Origin of the sequence: Sphingomonas arvum (genome assembly GCF_026013565.1) — a bacterium.
Taxonomy (GTDB): Bacteria; Pseudomonadota; Alphaproteobacteria; order Sphingomonadales; family Sphingomonadaceae; genus Sphingomicrobium; species Sphingomicrobium arvum.
The window spans coordinates 705,563-724,059 of record NZ_JAPDOB010000002.1 but is presented as its reverse complement, the minus strand read 5'-3'; the positions used below and the strand labels follow the sequence as shown (position 1 = coordinate 724,059).

The 18,497-nt window shown below is 69.1% G+C and carries 19 protein-coding genes; all 19 read right to left on the bottom strand.

Annotated elements, in window-relative coordinates; genetic code table 11:
- Window positions 1-150: 150 nt before the first annotated feature.
- The 19 genes from tatC to murG all read right to left on the bottom strand — a co-directional run bounded on the left by tatC (window position 151) and on the right by murG (window position 18,494).
- The gene (gene tatC, locus OMW55_RS11105) at window positions 151-918 is read right to left on the bottom strand and encodes a twin-arginine translocase subunit TatC (protein WP_264883160.1); all 768 of its coding nucleotides are present in this window, start codon (window positions 916-918) and stop codon (window positions 151-153) included.
- Complete coding sequence (gene tatB / locus OMW55_RS11100; protein ID WP_264883159.1) at window positions 915-1,304, bottom strand: Sec-independent protein translocase protein TatB; 390 nt, start codon at window positions 1,302-1,304, stop codon at window positions 915-917. Before tatB ends, tatC begins: the two co-directional genes overlap by 4 nt.
- 18 nt (window positions 1,305-1,322) lie before the next feature.
- On the bottom strand, window positions 1,323-1,613 hold the full coding sequence (locus tag OMW55_RS11095; protein ID WP_264883158.1) for a Sec-independent protein translocase subunit TatA: 291 nt from the start codon (window positions 1,611-1,613) through the stop codon (window positions 1,323-1,325).
- Between the two features lie 29 nt (window positions 1,614-1,642).
- Window positions 1,643-2,212: an SMC-Scp complex subunit ScpB gene (gene scpB, locus OMW55_RS11090; RefSeq protein ID WP_264883157.1), complete on the bottom strand. Its 570-nt coding sequence runs from the start codon at window positions 2,210-2,212 to the stop codon at window positions 1,643-1,645.
- The gene (locus OMW55_RS11085) at window positions 2,209-2,967 is read right to left on the bottom strand and encodes a segregation and condensation protein A (RefSeq protein ID WP_264883155.1); all 759 of its coding nucleotides are present in this window, start codon (window positions 2,965-2,967) and stop codon (window positions 2,209-2,211) included. The genes scpB and OMW55_RS11085 overlap by 4 nt, the downstream gene beginning before the upstream one ends.
- A 4-nt stretch (window positions 2,968-2,971) precedes the next feature.
- Window positions 2,972-3,979 carry a beta-N-acetylhexosaminidase gene (gene nagZ / locus OMW55_RS11080; RefSeq protein WP_264883154.1) on the bottom strand — a complete coding sequence of 336 codons (1,008 nt, stop codon included), beginning with the start codon at window positions 3,977-3,979 and terminating at the stop codon, window positions 2,972-2,974.
- The gene (locus OMW55_RS11075; RefSeq protein WP_264883152.1) at window positions 3,979-4,620 is read right to left on the bottom strand and encodes an SPOR domain-containing protein; all 642 of its coding nucleotides are present in this window, start codon (window positions 4,618-4,620) and stop codon (window positions 3,979-3,981) included. The genes nagZ and OMW55_RS11075 overlap by 1 nt, the downstream gene beginning before the upstream one ends.
- Before the next feature lies 1 nt (window position 4,621).
- Complete coding sequence (locus OMW55_RS11070; RefSeq protein WP_264883151.1) at window positions 4,622-5,356, bottom strand: SPOR domain-containing protein; 735 nt, start codon at window positions 5,354-5,356, stop codon at window positions 4,622-4,624.
- 1 nt (window position 5,357) lies between these two features.
- Window positions 5,358-7,085: an arginine--tRNA ligase gene (gene argS, locus OMW55_RS11065; protein ID WP_264883149.1), complete on the bottom strand. Its 1,728-nt coding sequence runs from the start codon at window positions 7,083-7,085 to the stop codon at window positions 5,358-5,360.
- A gap of 93 nt (window positions 7,086-7,178) precedes the next feature.
- Window positions 7,179-8,339, bottom strand: coding sequence for a deoxyguanosinetriphosphate triphosphohydrolase (locus OMW55_RS11060; protein WP_264883147.1), 1,161 nt, complete (start codon window positions 8,337-8,339; stop codon window positions 7,179-7,181).
- Window positions 8,336-9,565: a tetratricopeptide repeat protein gene (locus tag OMW55_RS11055; protein WP_264883145.1), complete on the bottom strand. Its 1,230-nt coding sequence runs from the start codon at window positions 9,563-9,565 to the stop codon at window positions 8,336-8,338. Before OMW55_RS11055 ends, OMW55_RS11060 begins: the two co-directional genes overlap by 4 nt.
- Before the next feature lie 145 nt (window positions 9,566-9,710).
- Window positions 9,711-11,114 carry a cell division protein FtsZ gene (gene ftsZ / locus OMW55_RS11050; protein WP_264883144.1) on the bottom strand — a complete coding sequence of 468 codons (1,404 nt, stop codon included), beginning with the start codon at window positions 11,112-11,114 and terminating at the stop codon, window positions 9,711-9,713.
- Window positions 11,115-11,247: 133 nt separating this feature from the next.
- Complete coding sequence (locus OMW55_RS11045; RefSeq protein WP_264883142.1) at window positions 11,248-11,961, bottom strand: PI-PLC domain-containing protein; 714 nt, start codon at window positions 11,959-11,961, stop codon at window positions 11,248-11,250.
- Window positions 11,954-13,210 (bottom strand): cell division protein FtsA, encoded by a 1,257-nt coding sequence (gene ftsA / locus OMW55_RS11040; protein WP_264883141.1) that lies wholly within the window; start codon window positions 13,208-13,210, stop codon window positions 11,954-11,956. The genes OMW55_RS11045 and ftsA overlap by 8 nt, the downstream gene beginning before the upstream one ends.
- Entirely contained in the window at window positions 13,210-14,103 is an 894-nt protein-coding gene (locus OMW55_RS11035) for a cell division protein FtsQ/DivIB (protein WP_264883140.1), read from the bottom strand. Before OMW55_RS11035 ends, ftsA begins: the two co-directional genes overlap by 1 nt.
- The gene (locus OMW55_RS11030; RefSeq protein ID WP_264883139.1) at window positions 14,100-15,038 is read right to left on the bottom strand and encodes a D-alanine--D-alanine ligase; all 939 of its coding nucleotides are present in this window, start codon (window positions 15,036-15,038) and stop codon (window positions 14,100-14,102) included. Before OMW55_RS11030 ends, OMW55_RS11035 begins: the two co-directional genes overlap by 4 nt.
- A complete protein-coding gene (murB, locus tag OMW55_RS11025; RefSeq protein ID WP_264883138.1) occupies window positions 15,035-15,931 on the bottom strand; it encodes a UDP-N-acetylmuramate dehydrogenase in 897 nt (298 codons plus the stop codon). The genes OMW55_RS11030 and murB overlap by 4 nt, the downstream gene beginning before the upstream one ends.
- Window positions 15,928-17,340 (bottom strand): UDP-N-acetylmuramate--L-alanine ligase, encoded by a 1,413-nt coding sequence (murC, locus tag OMW55_RS11020; protein WP_264883137.1) that lies wholly within the window; start codon window positions 17,338-17,340, stop codon window positions 15,928-15,930. The genes murB and murC overlap by 4 nt, the downstream gene beginning before the upstream one ends.
- Complete coding sequence (gene murG / locus OMW55_RS11015; protein ID WP_264883136.1) at window positions 17,337-18,494, bottom strand: undecaprenyldiphospho-muramoylpentapeptide beta-N-acetylglucosaminyltransferase; 1,158 nt, start codon at window positions 18,492-18,494, stop codon at window positions 17,337-17,339. The genes murC and murG overlap by 4 nt, the downstream gene beginning before the upstream one ends.
- Window positions 18,495-18,497: the final 3 nt, after the last annotated feature.

Here is an 18,497-nt window from a genome sequence, read left to right as displayed (position 1 = left end):
TCTACTCTTCGGATAGTGACCTTTTGCCCCCCCGCTCTCGCTATCCGCTTACATGGGCCCGGAACCGCTAACCCTCCCCCCCCCCGGTAGCGCTTCCGGGCCCACTCATGTTCGGGGCACTTCCACATCGGCAGAAGCGGTTCGGGTCGGTCAGGCCTGAGGTTCGGTTGCAGACGTGCGCCGCCCGGCCCGCTTGTGCGTGAGCCAGATGGCCAGCAGCGCGAATTCGAACAGCAGATACAGGGGCACCAGCATCAGCAGCATCGACACGGCGTCGGGCGGAGTCAGCACCGCCGCCACTGCCGCGGCAACCACGATGGCGTGGCGGCGGCGCTTGCTAAGCTGCTCCAGCGTGACGATGCCGGCCCGCTCCAGGATCATCAGCAGAACCGGCGTCAGGAACGCCACACCAAATCCAAAAAGGAAGCGGGTCACGAAGTTCAGGTAATTACCGACGCCGGGCAGCGCCTCCTGCTGCACCCCGCCGACATTGCCTTCAAAGCCGAGCAGGAACTTCAATGCCCAGGGCATGGCGATGAAGTAGGCGAACAGCGCGCCGGCGGCGAAAAAGACCGGCGTCATGATCAGGAACGGCAGAAACGCCCGCTTCTCCTTGGCATAGAGACCCGGCGCGACGAAGCGCCATATCTGGGTCGCGAACACCGGAAAGCAGAGCATCAGCGCGGCGAACAGCGCGACCTTCACCTCGGTAAAGAATGCCTCGAAGATGTCGGTGTAGATGAGCTTGCCTTGTCCCGCGGCGAGCAATGGCTGGACCAGCACCGAGAAGATCGGCTTGGCAAAGCTGAGGCACAGGAAAAAGGCAGCGACCAGCGCCACCAGGCTGATCAGCAATCGCCGCCGCAGCTCAATCAGGTGCTCCAGCAGCGGTTGCCGGGTCTGGTCGATGTCGCTCATGGCAGCGGGCGCCGGGCGTGGTCCGGTGCGGGCAGCGGCAGGCCGGGCTCGTCGGGGTCGGTGACGGGCCCTGCGGGTGGCATCACGTCCGCTATCGGCACAGGCTCGTCAGTCGGCGGCAGGTTGGCGCCAGCATAGGGCAGCGCACCCATTGGGTACTGCTGCATGATGCGCTCGTTCTCCTCGCGCCAGCGCTTCTCCATCTCCTCCAGCTCCGCCTCCCGCATAATGTTCTCGATGCCGGACGTGAAGTGACGGGCATGCGCGCGGATGCGGCCGACCCATTGGCCGACCGTCCGCAGGGTGGCGGGCAGTTCCTTGGGGCCGATGAAGATCAGCGCCAGCACCGCGACAATGAGCAGCTCGCTGCTGTCGACGCCGAACATCGGCGAGTGGCTCCGCGCTTAGCCGCGCGGATCCTGCGCAGCTGGCGGCGGGGGCGGGGGCGGCGGCGCGACTGGGTCGGCGGCGCGTGGGTGCGGGGTCACCTCGATCGGGCGATCGGGTGAGCCCAGCCGACCATGCTCCCGCTCGTAGCGCCGGCGCTGTTCGTCGTCGTCGTCGGCCATTCCCTGCTTGAAGCTCTTCAGGCCCTTGGCGACGTCACCCATCATGTTCGAGAAGCGATTGCCGCCGAACAGCAACAGCAACACGATGGCGAAGATCAGGATATGCCAGAGGCTAAAGCCGCCCATCGTTCAAACTCCATAAGGTCGGCTACTATCTAGCCCTCTTCGCCGCCGCTTTCCAGTTGCAGCTGGCCGAGGCTGACGTCGACCGGATCGAGCAGGCCCGCGGCCCTGAGGTCGTCGATGCCCGGCAGGTCGCGGCGGGACTGAAGGCCGAAGTGGCCGAGGAACGCCTGGGTGGTGGCGTAGAGCAGCGGCCGACCCGGCGCCTCGCGACGACCGGCCGGGCGGACCCAGCCCGCTTCCATCAGCACGTCGAGCGTGCCCTTGGCAGTCTGGACGCCGCGGATCGCCTCGATCTCAGCGCGGCTGACGGGTTCGTGATAGGCGATGATCGCCAGCGTCTCGGTCGCGGCGCGGCTCAGGCGGCGCGGTTCCTCGCGCGTGCGCCGCAGCAGGTGGGCAAGGTCGCCGGCCGTCTGGAAGTGCCAGCGCCCGCCCCGCTCGACCAATTCCACGCCACGACCGCCATAATGCTCGGCGAGTTCGGCGAGTGCCGTTCGCACATCCCCGGGGCCGGCGTGCGCGGCGATGTCGTCGGGCGTCAGCGGCTCCTCCGACGCGAACAGTGTCGCCTCGACCGCGCGAGTGAACGGGGCCGTCATGGCATGTTCGCCGCGCGGGCGCGCAGCATGATCGGAGCGAACGGGCCGTCCTGTTGCACCTCGACATGGCCCTTGCGGGCAAGCTCCAGCGCAGCGGCGAAGGATGACGCCAGGGCTGAGCGGCGGAACTGCGGATCCTGGGTCACCGGCAGGAAGGATTCGAGCCGGCGCCACTCCAACCGCGCGCCGACTAGCGCCGACACACGCTCGATCGCCTCCTCCAGGGTCAGCACCGCCCGACGCGCCACCATGTGGACGACGGGCGCAGAGCGGGCGCGAACGGTGCCGTAGGCCGCATACAGGTCGAACGCGGTCGCCTGCCACGCCGCTTTGCGGACCAGCCGAAGCCCTTCGGGCGCACCGCGCGCGAACACGTCGCGGCCGAGCCGGTCGCGGGCCATCAGCCGCGCCCCTGCCTCGCGCATTGCATCGAGCCGTTGCAGGCGGAGTTGCAGCCTGGCGGCCAGCTCCTCCGGACTGGGGTCCTGCTGCGGGTCCTTGGGCAGCAGCAGGCAGGATTTGAGATAGGCCAGCCAGGCCGCCATCACGAGGTAATCGGCGGCGATCTCCAGCTTGAAGGCGCGGGCGCCGGTCAGGTATTCGAGATATTGCTCGACCAGTTGCAGGATGGAGATCTGCGCCAGGTCGACCTTTTGCGCGCGAGCCAGGTTGAGCAGCAGGTCGAGCGGCCCCTCCCACGCGCCAAGGCTGAGCTGGAGCTCGTCCTCAGCGCGGAGCGGAAGCTCGGCGGCCATGCGGTCAGGCGAGCGCCAGCAGCTCGTCGCGCTTGGCGGCGGCGGCGGCGAGGCTCGGCCCCTCCCCGTCCAGCATGACGGCAGCCATTGCGCGGGCGAGGCGCGCCTCCGCTTCCGGAGTGAGCGGTCCGACGTGGTTGGCGACATCCACCATTTCGTCGAACTTGCCCGAGCAGTGCAGGGTCGCATCGCAGCCAGCGGCAATTGCCGCGGCCGAGCGCTCGCCCGGGCTGCCGCTCAGCGCCTGCATGCCGATGTCGTCGGTCATCAGGAAACCGTCGAATCCGATCCGCTGACGGATCACCTGCTCGATGATGATAGGCGACTGGCTGGACGGTCGCTCCCTGTCCCAGGCGGTGAAGATGATGTGCGCGACCATGCCCATCGGCGCGGCGGCCAGCCGTTCGAACGGTTCGAGGTCGACCGCCAGCTCTTTGTCCGACGCGTCCACCACCGGCAGCTCCAGATGGCTGTCGACGAGCGCGCGGCCATGGCCGGGCATGTGCTTGACCACGCCGAGCACGCCCGCTGACGCCATGCCGTCGAGCACGGCGCGACCCAGGGCGGACACCTGCATCGGCTCAGCCCCATAAGCCCGGTCGCCGACGATGTCGGTCGCGCCCGGCTGGCGCACGTCCAGCATCGGCAGGCAATTCACGTTGATCCCGCACTCGCGCAGGGTGAGCGCGATGGCCCGGGCGTTCATTCGCGCCGCCTCGATCGCTGACGAGGGCGCCAGCTGGTAGAGCCGGTCGAACGCCTCACCGGCCGGCAGCGCCGGCCATTCGGGCGGCTTCATCCGGGTCACGCGGCCGCCTTCCTGATCGATCAGGATCGGCACGTCGCCGTGGCCATGAAGCTCGCGTAGCGAGTCGGTCAGCGCCCTCAGCTGGGCCCGGTCCTCGCAGTTGCGCTTGAACAGGATGTAGCCGGCCGGGTCGACGTCGCGGAAGAAGGCGCGTTCGTCGGCGCTCAGGGACCCGCCGGCCATCGAGTAGATCGCTGCCTGCACTAGCGCACCACGAAGCAGGCTTCGCCGGCGACCTTGAGCAATTGACAGGCGCGGGCGGCCTCGGCCGCCGAACCAAAGCTGGCGCGCAGCCGGTAGCCGCTCTGGTAAGGAACTACCACCTTGCCGGCGCCCGCCACCGCAGGGAAGCGGCCGGAGAGCGATTCCCACGTGCCGTTCGCAGCCGCCTGGCTAGGGAAAAAGCCGAGCTGGATGGTGCTTCCTGCCGGTCCGCTGGGGGCCGCCGGCTGACTGTCGGCCGCGGCGGGAGCATCAGCAGGAGCGGCCTGCTGCTGCGGCCGAGCTACCGGCTCTTCCGGCACCGCGTTGAGGTCGAGCTGCGCGTCCGTTTGCTCGCCGGCGCTGGTCGCATAAGCGGTACCGCTTTCGCCCCTGATGTCGAGGCCACCGGGATCGGCCGGTTTGACCTTGTAGGGACCGGACGGCGCGGCGATCAACTCTGGCGGGCCGGAGCCTTCGCCCACGTTGCGCTTGCCAAGCCAGAACATGGTCCCGGCAACGAGCCCCAAGGCAAGCAGGACCAGCACGATCCCCGCCAGCATCTTGCTCGCGGACAGGCGCGGCGCATCGTCCTCGTCCTCGACCGGTTCAAGCCACGGAAAATTCTGTTCTTGGGTCGCCATGTCAGTACACTACCACGCAACTTTGCCGGGCCGATTGCAGCCGCTGGCAGATGACTTCGGATTGGGCTTGAGAGGCGGTGGCGAGCAAGACCCGGTACATGCGGGTTTCCTTGCCGTCGGTCGACCGCACGTCCAGGGGTGAAATCAGCAGCGGCTTGGTCGCAAGGTAAGGCCACTTGCGCACCATCTGCTCCCAGGAAGCCTGCGCCTGCTGACGAGACACGAAGGCTCCCGTTTGGACGATTCGACCGCGAACCACCGGTTGCTCAGGGGTCTCCGGCTCCGCAGCGGCCTCGGCCTGCTCGCGCGGGACCACCCGGCGAGGCCGTGCCGGTGCGGTCTTAGGTGTGGGCCCGGTGCTGCCCTGCCTGATCTGCTGGGCAGATGGCGGCACGGGACTGGCCGGCTGTGCCAGGTTTTCGAACAGCGCTTCGGGCGTGTCGAGCGGCAGCGGCTCGGCCTCCGCGAGTTCGCCTTCCGCCTCCGCCTGGGCAGAGGTTTCCGCCTGTGCCGCCATGCCGGGCCGTTCCTCGCTCACCACGTCGCTCACCCCCGAGCGGTTGCCGAGCCAGTAGGCGCCAACGCCGATTAGGGCGAACAGTGCGCCAAGCAGGAAAGTGAGCAGCGGCAGCGAGCGCTTGCGGACCGGCGCGGGCGCCGGTGCCGGCGCAGCCTTGGGCACTTCCGTGAGCCACGGCAGGCGGTCGTCCGACGTATCGCGCAACCGCTCGGCCACCTCAGCGCATCTCCTCCGCCGCTTCCACGCCCATCAGCGCGAGGCCCGAGCGGATGATGCGCTGCACGCCCCGCGCCAGCTCCAGCCGCGCGCGCCCGAGGTCGGGCTGGTCCTCCAGGAGGAAGCGGCGCGACGGGTCGTCGTTGCCGCGATTCCAGAGCGCATGGAAGGCCGCCGCCAGATCGTACAGGTAGAAGGCGATCCGATGCGGTTCATGGGCCAGCGCGCCTCCCTCGATCACCCGCGGATATTGCGCCGTCAGCTTGACCAACGCCAGTTCTTCTTCGTCCAGCAGCGCAAGATCGGCCGGCCGGTCGAGCGTGATCCCCGCTTCGGCCGCCTTGCGCCCCAGCGACGCGATCCGCGCGTGGGCGTACTGGACATAGAACACCGGATTGTCCTTGGACGCCTCCACTACCTTGGCGAAGTCAAAGTCCAACGGCGTGTCGGCACGCTTGGTCAACATCATGAAGCGGACGACGTCCTTGCCGACTTCCCGCACCACGTCGGCCAGGGTCACAAAGCTGCCCGACCGCTTGCTCATCTTCACCGGCTCGCCGGCGCGGAGCAGCTGCACCATCTGTACCAGCTTGACGTCCAGCGCGTTACGCCCGGCGAGCGCGGCGACCGCCGCCTGGGTGCGCTTCACCGTACCTGAATGGTCCGCGCCCCAGATGTTGATCAGCTCGTCCGAGCGTTCCAGCTTCTGAAGGTGATAGGCGGCATCGACGCCGAAATAGGTCCAGCTGCCGTCCGACTTCTTCATCGGCCGGTCCTGGTCGTCGCCGAACCGGGTGGAGCGGAACAGGGTCAGCTCCACCGGCTCCCAGTCCTCGACCACCTTCCCCTTGGGCGCTTCCAGCACGCCTTCGTAGACCAGGTCCTTGGCGCGTAGTTCGGCGACCGCCCGGTCCGCAGCGCCTGACGCCACCACCTCGGCTTCGGAACTGAACCGGTCGTGGTGGATGCCAAGCAGGGCGAGGTCGTGGCGGATCAGGTCCATCATCGCGGCCACGGTCTTGTGCTTGAACAGCGCCAGCCACTCCGCCTCGGGCGCGGCGACGAAGCGATCGCCATACTCGGCCGCCAGCAGCACCCCGACCGGCTTGAGATAATCGCCCGGGTAGAGCCCTGCCGGGACCTCGCCGATGTCCTCGCCCAGCGCCTCGCGGTAGCGCAGGTGCGCCGAGCGGGCGAGCGTGTCGACCTGGCTGCCCGCATCGTTGACGTAATATTCGCGGGTGACCTGGAAACCCGCCGCCTCCAGCAGGCTGGCAAGCGCGTCGCCGACCACTGCCCCGCGGCAATGGCCCATGTGCATCGGCCCGGTCGGGTTGGCCGAGACATATTCAACGTTGACGCGCGTGCCCCGGCCGAGGTCGCGGCGGCCATAGCCCTCCCCTTCGCGCAGGATGGCGGCCAATTCTTCGCGCCAGATATCGGGCGCCAGGCGCAGGTTGATGAAGCCGGGACCGGCGATCTCGACCGCGGTCACTCCGGGCAATTGCTCCAGCCGCGGTGCCAGCTCGGCCGCCAGTGCACGCGGATTGGTCTTCGCGGCCTTGGCCAAAACCATCGCGGCATTGGTCGCGAGGTCGCCATGCGCCGGGTCGCGCGGCGGCTCCACGGCGACCGCGCCCCGGTTCAGCTCGGCCGGCAGCGTGCCGGCGGCGACGAGCTGGTCGAGCACATGGTTCAGCTGGTCGGAAAAACGCGCGTAAAGGCTCAAAATCTCGTGTCCGCTGCTCGTCGTGGAGCGGTGGCCCCTAGCGCAGCATGGCGGAGGCGTCACGCCTTGGCGAGTGCGCGAATGTCACTCCGCTCAGAACTTCTCGGGCAGTGTGACCGGCCCGACCAGTTCCTCGTGCCGGCGGATGGCGAAGGGATCGGTCATGCCGGCAACGTAATCGGCGACATTGCGGGCGCGCGCGGTCGCGTCGTCTCCGCGGTGCCAGGCGTCGGGCAGGAGGCGCGGCTCGCCCAGGTAGGCCGCGGCGAGGTTCGCGACCACTCGCTGCGCCTCGCGCCGGACGGGCTGCAGCGGCGGCGCGTTGTAGAGGCTGGCGTAGAGGAAGGACTTGAGCTTTCGCTCTTCGCCGGCGAGCTCGTCGGAAAAGCCGGCCAGCGCCCGCCCAGCCGCGCGCACCTCGTCCACGGTCGCGGCGCCGCTTTCGGCGACCCGCCGGCGGGTCTCGGCGAGCAGGTCGCCGACCATGGTGCCGATCTGGTCGCGGACCAGCGCCTTCAGCTTGCGGTCGAGCGCCAGGTCAGGGTGGCGGCGGCCGATCGCGTCCCAATGCCGCCGGACGAAGGGCGACTCGAGCAGCGCATCCAACTGCAGGATGCCGGCGCGCAAGCCGTCGTCGATGTCGTGATTGTCATAAGCGATGTCGTCCGCCAGCGCCGCGACCTGCGCCTCCAGGCTGGGCCAGCTGCCGAGTTCGAGGTCGAGCGCCGCGTCGGCCTCGGCCAGTGCCCACTTGGGCCGCGCTACCGGGCCGTTGTGCTTGGCCAGGCCCTCCAGCGTTTCCCAACTGAGATTGAGCCCGTCGAACTCTGGATACGGCGCCTCCAGCTCGGTGACGAGCCGAAGCGTGTGACCGTTGTGATCGAACCCGCCCCAATCCGACAAGGCGGCGTCCAGCGCGTCCTCCCCGGCGTGCCCGAATGGCGGGTGGCCGAGGTCATGGGCCAGGCAAAGCGCCTCGGTGAGGTCCTCGTTGAGGCCAAGCACGCGAGCCACGGTGCGGCCGATCTGTGCGACCTCGATCGAGTGGGTCAGGCGCACGCGATAGTGGTCCCCGTCGGGCGCGACGAACACTTGGGTTTTGTGGCGCAGGCGACGGAAAGAGACTGAGTGGACGATCCGGTCGCGGTCGCGCTGGAAGGCGTCGCGGGGCCCGCGCGGACCGGCGTCGCGCTCGGCAAACAGACGGCCGCGCGAGCGCGATGGATGTGCGGCCAGCGCTGCGGGCAGGGTCATTGCGGCGGAAGCTTGGTGACCTGCTGGCCCGGCGCGTTGGTCCAGCTCGACGCGGCGATGTCCGCACTGCCGAGATCGTCGGCAAAAGTGCGCGCGTCGGCCGCGTTGCGAAAGGGTCCGATCAGCAGGCGAGCGCGGCCCGCCTCCTGCACCAGATAGCCGTCGATACCGCTCAGCAGATCGCGGTTGCGGTCCTTGAGGCGCCGAAATTGAGCCGGCAGCGTGGCGGGATCGCCGCTGGCGAGCTGCAGCCAGATGCGGGGCCGCGACGCGGGCACCGCGCTGGCGGCCGGGGGACCCGAAGGCCGGGGGTAGACCGGGCGCGCGTACGGCGTCGCGGCGATCACCGGAGCTGGTACGGGCGCTGGAGGCGGCTGCGGCTCGCCCGATCGGAGCAGTTGGTCGAGGTTGCCGAGCCGGTCTCCGACGGTCCGCGGCGTGGCCGAGGCGAGTGCTTGGCCGCTGCCCGGAATGACGCCGAAGTGGACCGCGGCCACCTTTTCCGCCGGCCGTAGCGTCGCCAGCCGGCGCAGGAACGGGTCCATGCTCCCCGCGAGCCCAGGCAACGCGACGTTGACCGCGCTGCGGGCGCCGTCAGGATCGCCCGTGAGCGCCAGCACGAAGGCGCGAGCGCGGAGCGCGCCCGGATCGCGGCGGGCGAGCAAAGGGTCGAGCGCCGTCAGCGCTTCGGCCCGGCGGCCGCTGACCGCCAAGCTGAGCGCCAGGCGGCGCCGCGCCTCGTTCGGGTCGGTGCCGCCCAGCGCGATGCGGTAGTCGGCCTGCGCCCGGGCCTGGTCGCCCAAAAGGTCGTAGGCGAGTCCCCGATCAAGCGCGAAGGACAACGGCCGGGCGCCGAGCCGCTGCGCGGTGTCGAACGCCTGCATGGCTGAACCTGGGTCGAGCAGCTGGACCAACGCCGCGCCCTGCCCGATCTTGGGCACCCAGCTAGCGGGGTTCACCTCGCCGGCGCGGCCGTAGAATCCGATGGCCGCTTCAGCGTCGCCCGTGTCGAGCGCTGCCTTGCCGGCGCCGAGCAGCGCATTGTAGTCGCGCGGCGAGCCGGCAAGCGTGCGAATATGCCGGGCGAGCGCCGCCGACGGGCTTTCCGCAACACCGGGCGGCGGCGCGAGCGGCGGGGGCGGCGCGTTACCGCCGATATATTGCGCGTGCGCCGACGCCGGCAGTATCGCCGCCGCGCACAGGCTGAACGCCAATTGTCGAAGCATCCCCATCCCCATGCCAGCTGTTAGCTTGACCGGAGCTTGCCGCGAGGCCCTGCGCGACGGGCCGTGATCCGCGGGAGGCGAGCCGAAACGAAGGACCCCGGCGCGAGGCCGGGGTCCCATGAAGCATCGTGAGTGAGCAGCAAGCTTACTGGTTATTCTGCCGATTGAGGAAGCGCGGGATGTCCAGCGGTTCCCGGCGGATGGTCGGGGTCGCCTCGCTCTCCACCTTGCCGGCGCCGCGAGCGATGTTGCTCATCCGTTCGAACAGCGTACCAGAGTCGCGTGGCTGCTTGGCGACGACTGGCGCAGCAACCGGCGCCGCTTCCTGCTCGGCAACGGGCGGGGGCACCGGCGGCGCCCCTACCGGCGAGGTCAGGATGTCGTCGCTGTCTAGCAGCAGCTCATCGCTGCCCTCGTCGTCATTGCCGACGGTCGGCGCTTCGGCGCGCGGCTGGGGCGCAACGGGTGCGGCGGCTGTCGGAGCCGACGGCGCGGCGTTGGCGCGGGCGCCCGGGAAGGTGAAAACCTTGGTCGGCGCAGCCGAGCTGGTGGTTGCTGCGGTCGAGGTCGGCTTGGCGGCCTCCTCCGCTTCGATGCCTGTCGCGACGACCGAGACTCGGATGCGGCCTTCCAGCTCGTTGTTGAAGGCCGAGCCCCAGATGATGTTGGCGTCGGGATCGACCAGTTCCTTGATGTGGCTGGCCGCTTCGTCGACTTCCATCAGGCGCATGTCCTCGCCTCCGACGATGGAGACGATCACGCCCTTGGCGCCGCGCATGGAGACGCCGTCGAGCAGCGGGTTCGAGATCGCCTTCTCGGCCGCTTCGATGGCCCGGTTCTCGCCCGAGGCCTCGCCGGTGCCCATCATCGCCTTGCCCATCTCGCCCATCACGGCGCGAACGTCGGCGAAGTCGAGGTTGATGAGGCCTGGCATGACCATCAGGTCGGTGATCCCGCGAACGCCCTGCTGCAGGACCTCGTCCGCCATCTCGAACGCTTCCTTGAAGGTCGTGTCGGCGTTGGCGAGGCGGAACAGGTTCTGGTTGGGGATGACGATCAGCGTGTCGACGTGCGACTGCAGCTCGGCAATGCCGGCATCGGCCGCACGGGCCCGGCGGGCGCCCTCGAACGCGAACGGCTTGGTTACTACGCCGACGGTCAGAATACCCTTGTCGCGGGCAGCCTTGGCGATCACCGGGGCCGCACCGGTGCCGGTACCGCCGCCCATGCCGGCTGCGATGAAGCACATGTGCGCGCCTTCCAGCGTGCGCTCCAGTTCCTCGATCGTCTCTTCGGCGGCCGCGCGGCCGATCTCCGGACGCGAGCCGGCGCCCAGCCCCTGCGTGATCTTCGGTCCGAGCTGGACCCGGCGATCTGCCAGGCTGTGATTGAGCGCCTGCGCGTCAGTGTTGGCGACCAGGAAGTCGACCCCCTGGACGTCGCGGCGGATCATGTTGGCGATGGCGTTGCCGCCCGCGCCGCCGACGCCGATCACGCTGATGCGCGGGCGAAGCTCATCCACGGCCGGACGAATGAAATCGATGCTCATTGACGACTTCCCCCAGTAGCGCGCCCTAGCGCGTTGAACCCTCGACATGAATCTATGAATCGCCCGAGTCCGGCGAGCAAGCGGAAATGTTAACCGTTGCGACGAAAAGGGGGCGGAGCGTGGCCGATCGGACTCAACCTGATTCAGAACGGGACAGCGGCACCAGGCAATCGGTATAGAGGCCCACGCCCGGAACCGGTTCGTTGACCGTATGAAGGAATATCGGGTGGCGCAGCAGCGGCGCGAGGAACCGCCGATTGTAGGGCAGCGTGACGGCCAGCAGCGGGAGCCGGTTGGCGGCCCGCTGCCAGCCGAGCCAGCCGAGCCGGTAGGCGGTCAGGATCGGCGCACCATAGCCAAGTCGCCGCACGGGGTGGTACTCCGACGGTGAGTAGATCTGCGGGATGAAACGATCCTGCAGCGGCCCGGCCGCCCGACGCAGCGCAGCCAGGCCGCTGACGTTCGGAGTCTTAAAGTCGGTCACGATCCGGACCGACGGTTCGCTCTGCAGCCAGGCCAGCAATTGCGCCACCGTGGTGCCGCTCATGCGCCAGGGATCGTGGCCGAGCCGGATTGCGCCGCCCTCCTCCACGAAGTCGAGCTCGATCCAGCGAAAGCCATGCGCCCGCGCAAGCTTCATGGCTGCAAGTTCATTGGAGTAGATGCGGTCCGGCAGCCCGCCACCGGCATGGGCGATCAGCGGACCGGGTGCCGGCCGATAGTTGGCGCAGCGTTCGGGCGGCGTGGGATAGCCCCAGCGATCGAGGCACATCGCTGCCAGCACCAGGGACAGCAACGGCAGCAGCACGACCAGGAGGGCGCCGCCCAGGAAGCGGCGATCACGCACCGCGCATGGCGGCAATCAGGCGGCCCATCATCCCGCCAGCAGGCTTGCGCTTCTCCGAGATGGTGCCGAGCGCGATGTCGCGGATGTCGCGGTTGCCGCCGTGGCCGAGCATGGCCAGGCCGACCAGGGTCGCAAAGCCAGGACCCGAGTGTGCGTCGGGCAAGCCGGTGATCTGCCTCGGCCGGCCGACGCGGACGGCGCGGCCGAGCACGCCTTGCATATAGTCCGCGATGTTCTTGAGCTCGGCGCCGCCGCCGGTCAGCACGACCTGGCGACCGACCGGACCGGTGAAGCCCAGTGCCTTGAGGCTGCCCTCGACCTCGCCGGTGATTTCCTCGATCCGCTGGCGAATGACGGTCATCAACTGCGCGCGGCTGATGCGCATCGGCTCTGCGCCATCGTCCGAGCCGTGGCCGCGCGCTTCCACCATCTCGTGGTTGTCGCGCGGGGACGTCATGGCCGAGCCGTGAAAGCATTTCATCCGCTCGGCATCGCGCCGAGTGACCCCGAACGCGCAGGCAATGTCATCGGTGATGTCGCGCGCGCCCAGCGGAATGGAGCGCAGCCCGACCAGCATGCCGCCGGCATGGAGCGAGACGTTGGTCACCTCCGCACCCAGTTCGACCAGTGCAACGCCCAGGTCGCGCTCCTCCTGGCTGAGCGTCGACAAGGATGCGGCGATCGGCGACGCGACAATGGCACGCACGCCGAGGTGCGCTTGGCGGATTGTCAGGTCGATGTTGCGCAGCGGACCCGAGTCTGCCGCGATGACGTGGATGTCGACGCCCAGCCGCTCGGCATGGAGGCCGACCGGCTGCACCACGCCCTGGACATTGTCGAGCGAGTAGAGCGCGGGGTTGGCGTGGAGGACCACCTGGCCCTTGCGGTCGATGGCCGAGCGCCCGGCCGCAAGCAATTCCTCGACGTCGGACTGCTCGACCTGATGGCCGCCGAGCTCCACTTCCACGGTAGCAAGCTCACTGGTCAGCCCGCCCGCGCCGAAGCTGGCCCAGACGTCGTCGATCGACTGCCCGGCCATGCGCTCGGCCTGCTCGACCGCCTCCCGGACGGCGACCTCGCTCGCCTCCATGTCGGTGATGAAGCCGCGCTTCACGCCGCGGCTTTCGCGCTGCCCGGTGCCGAGGACGCGCAGGCGCCCGTCCGGATCGGTCGCGCAGATCAGCGCGGAGACCTTGGACGAGCCGATATCGAGAGCGCCGATCAGCGGCTGCTGCTGCGGTGCCGCCATCAGCTCGGGTTCTCCGCGGCCGCTTCGGGTGGCGGCAGGGGCTCGGGCAGGCGCACGGTCATCTTGCCGGGCACTCGCAGATCGTATCTCTTGACCCCGCGGCCGAGCAGGCCCTGGTCGCGGTCGTGCTTGGCGAAGCGCTTGAGGACCGTTGCCGCAGTGGCGTCGCCCTCGGGCAGCGCCACCACCTCGCCCGAGCTGAACGCCAGGTCCCAGCGGCGGCCGCCGACCCAGCTGGCCGAGGCGAGCTGGGGTTTGAGGGTCGGAACGCCGGCCATGAGCTTGCTCAAAGCCACCGCATGGGCGTTCGCGCCCTGCCCGATCAGCAACGGCAGGTCCGGCATCTTGTCGAGCGGCACGGGCGCCAGCACCACTCCATCGCCGTCGATCAGGCTGAGCTGGCCCTTGTGCTGCCACACGGCCGCCGGCTTGCGCTCCACGATGTCGATGACCAGTTGGTCCGGCAGCCGCCGGGACACGCGCGCGTCCTTGACCCACCCATATTGCAGCAGCGCGTCGCGGATCGCGGTGGCGCTGACCAGCGCCTGGGCGGGCTTGTCGTCGGCCGCCGACTGTTCGGCGGCGCGGTGAAGTTCGGTGGTGACCACGTCGTCCACCGTGCCGCGGTCCATGTGTTTCAGCCCGACGATCTGGTAGCCGTCGACGGCGAAGCCGGCCTGGCCGGTGGCGGCGCCAAGCGCGCGGCCAGCCTTGACGGGTAGGTCGAGGGCGACGATCGCCACCGCCAGGATGGCAACGATAAACACGCCGATCGCCCAGCGGGCCAGCTTGTTGACGCCACGGCTGGTGCTGAGGGCGGCGGACCGGCCAGCAGGCTTCCGGCCGCCCTTGCGGGTGCCGGCACTGCCACGGCGGACCGTCTGCGCATTCACCGGAGCGCCTCCGCGATCAGCTGCTCCACCAGCTCGCCATAGGAAATGCCGCGCTGGCGCGCCTGTTCGGGGACCAGGCTCAGCGGAGTCATGCCCGGCTGGGTGTTAACCTCCAGCAGGTAGACGCCGGCTTCGCCTTGCGCGTCGTCCCAGCGGAAGTCGGAGCGTGACGCGCCGCGGCAGCCGAGCGCCCGGTGGGCGGTCAGCGCCATGTCGAGCATCGACTGCGCGATCTCATCCGGGATGCGGGCCGGACAGATGTGCTCGGTCAGCCCGTCGGTATACTTGCTGTCGAAATCGTAGAAGCCGACCTTGGGCTTCAATTCCGTAACGCACAGCGCCTCGTCGCCGAGGACGGCCACCGTCAATTCGTGCCCGGCGATGAACGGCTCGGCGAGCAGCTCGTAGAATTCCTGCCAGGGACCGCTCACGTCGCGGCCGATCGGGCTGCCGTAGTTGCTGTCGGCGGTCACGATCGCGACTCCCACGGACGAGCCCTCATTCACCGGCTTCAGCACATAGGGACGCGGCAGCGGGTCGCGCTCGTACAGGGTCTCGCTGCGGACCATCGTGCCCCGGGGCATTCGCACGCCCGCCGGTACGAGCAGCAGCTTGGTCAGCTCCTTGTCGATGGCGATGGCCGAGGTGGTCACGCCCGAATGGGTGTATGGCACGCCCATCAGCTCGAGCATGCCCTGCACGGTGCCGTCCTCGCCCGGATGACCGTGAAGGGCGTTGAACACGACGTCGGGCTTGAGCTCGTTCAGCCGCTCGGCGACGTCGCGGCCCATGTCGAGTTCGGAGACGCGGCTCCAGCCCTGCTGGCGGAGAGCATCAGCAACTCCCTTCCCACTCATCAGCGACACTTCACGTTCGCTGGACCAGCCACCCATGAGGACGACCACATGAAGGTCGCGGTTCGGCGATTCGGTCACTTCGGCTGCCCCACCCGCTGGATTTCCCATTCGAGCTCGACGCCGCTGTGGGCGCGCACGCGGGTGCGTACGTCCTCCCCCAACTGCTCGATCTCGGCACTGGTGGCGCTACCGAGATTTAACAGGAAGTTGCAATGCTTTTCGGAAACCTGCGCCTCGCCGCGGGTCAGACCGCGGCAGCCGGCGGCGTCGATCACTTCCCAAGCCTTGCTTGGCAGCGGATTCTTGAAGGTCGAGCCGCCGGTTCGGCTGCGCAGCGGCTGCGACGCTTCGCGGCTCGCGGCGATGCGGTCCATCTCGGCCTGGATCGCCGCGGGCTCGCCGGGCTGGCCGCGAAAGGTAGCGGACACGACGACCGCTTGGTCGGGCAGCTCGGAATGGCGATAGGTGTAGCCGAGGTCCGTGTTGCTCAGCGTCACCGGTTCGCCGGAGCGGAGGACGACGTCGGCCTCGACCAGCACGTCCTTGACCTCGCGGCCGTAGGCGCCGCCGTTCATCCGCACGAAGCCGCCGACGGTGCCCGGGATGGAACGGAGGAATTCCACGCCAGCGATGCCGGCGTCGCGCGCGGCCGAGCTGACGAGGATGCCGGACGCCCCTCCCCCGCAGCGAATGGTCAGGTCGTCCAGCCGCTCGACGGTGGCGAACGGCTTACCGAGGCGGACCACCACGCCGGGCACGCCGCCATCGCGGACGATCAGGTTGGAGCCGAGGCCAAGCGCCATGACCGGAACGTCGGCGGGCAGGTCGCGCAGGAACTGCTGAAGGTCGGCGGCGTCCGCCGGCTCGAACAGCCATTCGGCCGCACCCCCGGACTTGAACCAGACCAGCGGCGCGAGTGGCGCGTGCGGCTTCAGCTTGCCGCGGACCCTGGGCAGCTCGGCGACGCTCACTTGGCCGCCCTCGCCGCGCAGAGACCGTCCGCGAGCTTCGCGGCCCATTTGGTGATGTCTCCCGCCCCCATGCAGATCACCATGTCGCCCGGAGCGGCAAGGTCGCGGAGCGCATGGCAGAGGTCGTCGAGATCCGCGACGGTGCGAACCATGCGGTGGCCGCGCGCGCGAATGTCGTCGGCCAGCGCCGCGGCATCGACGCCGTCGATCGGCTGCTCGCCCGCGGCATAGACCGGCGCCACCAGCACCACGTCGGCGTCGTTGAACGCGGCCGAAAATTCTTCCAGCAGGTCGCGCAGGCGGGTGTAGCGGTGCGGCTGGACCACCGCGATCACCCGGCCTTCCGCGCTTTCGCGGGCGGCGGACAGGACAGCGCGGATCTCGACCGGGTGATGGGCATAATCGTCGATGACGATCGCGCCGTCGACCTCGCCGACCCGGGTAAAGCGGCGCTTCACGCCGCCGAACTTCTCGAACCCGCGGCGGATCGCCTCGTCGCTCATGCCGAGCTCGAGTCCGACGGCGATGGCGGCAAGCGCGTTCTGGACATTGTGGCGGCCGGGCATGGGCAGGCGCACCCCTTCGATCACGCGCCGGTCGCCTGAGCGCTCCAGCACATGGGCGTCGAAGCGCGAGCCGCCGTCGGCCGCAATCACGTTCTCGGCGCGCAGGTCGGCGCTGGCGGAAAAGCCGTAGGTGACGACGCGGCGGTCCCGAATGCGGCTGAGGATCGACTGGACGACCGGATGGTCGATGCACATCACGGCTAGCCCGTAGAAGGGCACGTTCTCGACGAACTCGACGAACGCGTCCTTGACCGCGTCGAAGCTGCCGTAATGATCGAGGTGCTCGGGATCTATGTTCGTGACGACCGCAATGGTGCCGTCCAGACGCAGGAAGCTGCCGTCGCTTTCGTCCGCCTCGACCACCATCCAGTCGGACTTGCCCAGCCGCGCGTTCGAACCGTAGCTGTTGATGATCCCGCCGTTGATCACCGTTGGGTCGATCCCGCCGGCGTCGAGCATGGCGGCGATCATCGACGTCGTGGTCGTTTTCCCGTGCGTGCCAGCGACCGCGATGGTCTGCTGCATGCGCATCAGTTCGGCCAGCATCTCGGCCCGCTTGACCCGCGGCAGGCGGCGTTCGGCGGCAGCCTGGACCTCCGGATTGTCGGCCCGAATCGCGGTGGAGCAGACCACGACCGTTGCGTCGCCTAGGTTGTCGGCGGTCTGCCCGATCATCACGGGGATGCCGGCCTTGCGCAGGCCTTCCGTCACATAGCTGTCGGCCGCGTCCGAGCCCTGCACCGTGTAGCCGAGCTGGTGCATGACCTCGGCGATGCCGGACATGCCGATACCGCCGATGCCCACGAAGTGGATGGTACCGATGTCGGTGCCAAACGCCTTCACGCGGCGGCTCCGGCGGGGGCCAGGCGGACGGACGCCGGACTGGCGGCGGGGCCGACGATCAACGGGGCCTGCTTGTTGGCAATGCGTTCGACCAAATCGGCGAGGTCCTGCGCGGCACGCGGGCGGCCTACGGACAGGGCGCGAGCGGCCGCGTTGGACAGGGCTTCAGGATCGGCCGCGAGCGCCTCGATCTGACGGGCCAGCGTGTCGGGCCGGAACTGGCCCTGCGGGATCATCCGCGCACCGCCAGCCCGCGCCATCTCCCGCGCGTTCGCCGTCTGGTGGTCGTCGGTAGCGATCGGCAGCGGAATCAGGATGGCCGGCCGGCCGGCTGCAGTCAGCTCGGCAATGGTCGAGGCGCCTGCCCGGCCGATCACCAGGTGGGCGTCGCCCAGCTTGGCCGGCATGTCCTCGATATAGGTGGTGAGCTCGGCCGGGATGCCGAGCTGACGGTAGGCCTCGCGCACCAGCTCGATGTCGTCGGGGCGGCATTGCTGCACGATCTGCAGGCGGTGACGAAGCGATGGCTCCAGCGCAGCGAAGCCGCGCGGCACCACGCGACCGAGCACGGTCGCGCCCTGGCTGCCGCCGGTGATCAGGATCTTGAGCGGCGAGAATTCGTCGAACGGCGGGAACGGCTGCTCACCCAGGCGCACCACCGCTTCCCGGACCGGATTGCCGACCAGCACGCACTTGCCCTGGTGCGCGGGCTTCAGCCGCTCGATCCGCTCATAGGCGGTGGCGATCGCGCTGGCCCCACCGGCGAGCAGCCGGTTGACCCGGCCGAGCACGGCATTCTGCTCGTGCAGGACGGTCGGGATGTCCATCGAGGCGGCGGCGAGCAGCGCCGGAAAGGCGGGATAGCCGCCGAAGCCGATCACCGCGTCCGGCCGGCCGCGGCGGTACAAGGCGCGGGCCGCGCGGCGGCCGGCCAGAATGCTGGCGACGCCCTTCAGCAGGTTGATCGGGTTCTTGGTGATGCGTCCCGCCTGCAGCACCTCGACCGGCATGCCCTCGAACAGGCCGGGATAGCGCTTGCCCCGCTCGTCGGTGATCAGCAGCACGCCATGGCCGCGCGAGCGGAGCTCGGCGGCAAGCGCGTAGGCCGGGATCATGTGGCCGCCGGTACCCCCGGCGGCGAGAACGAACTGCATGGC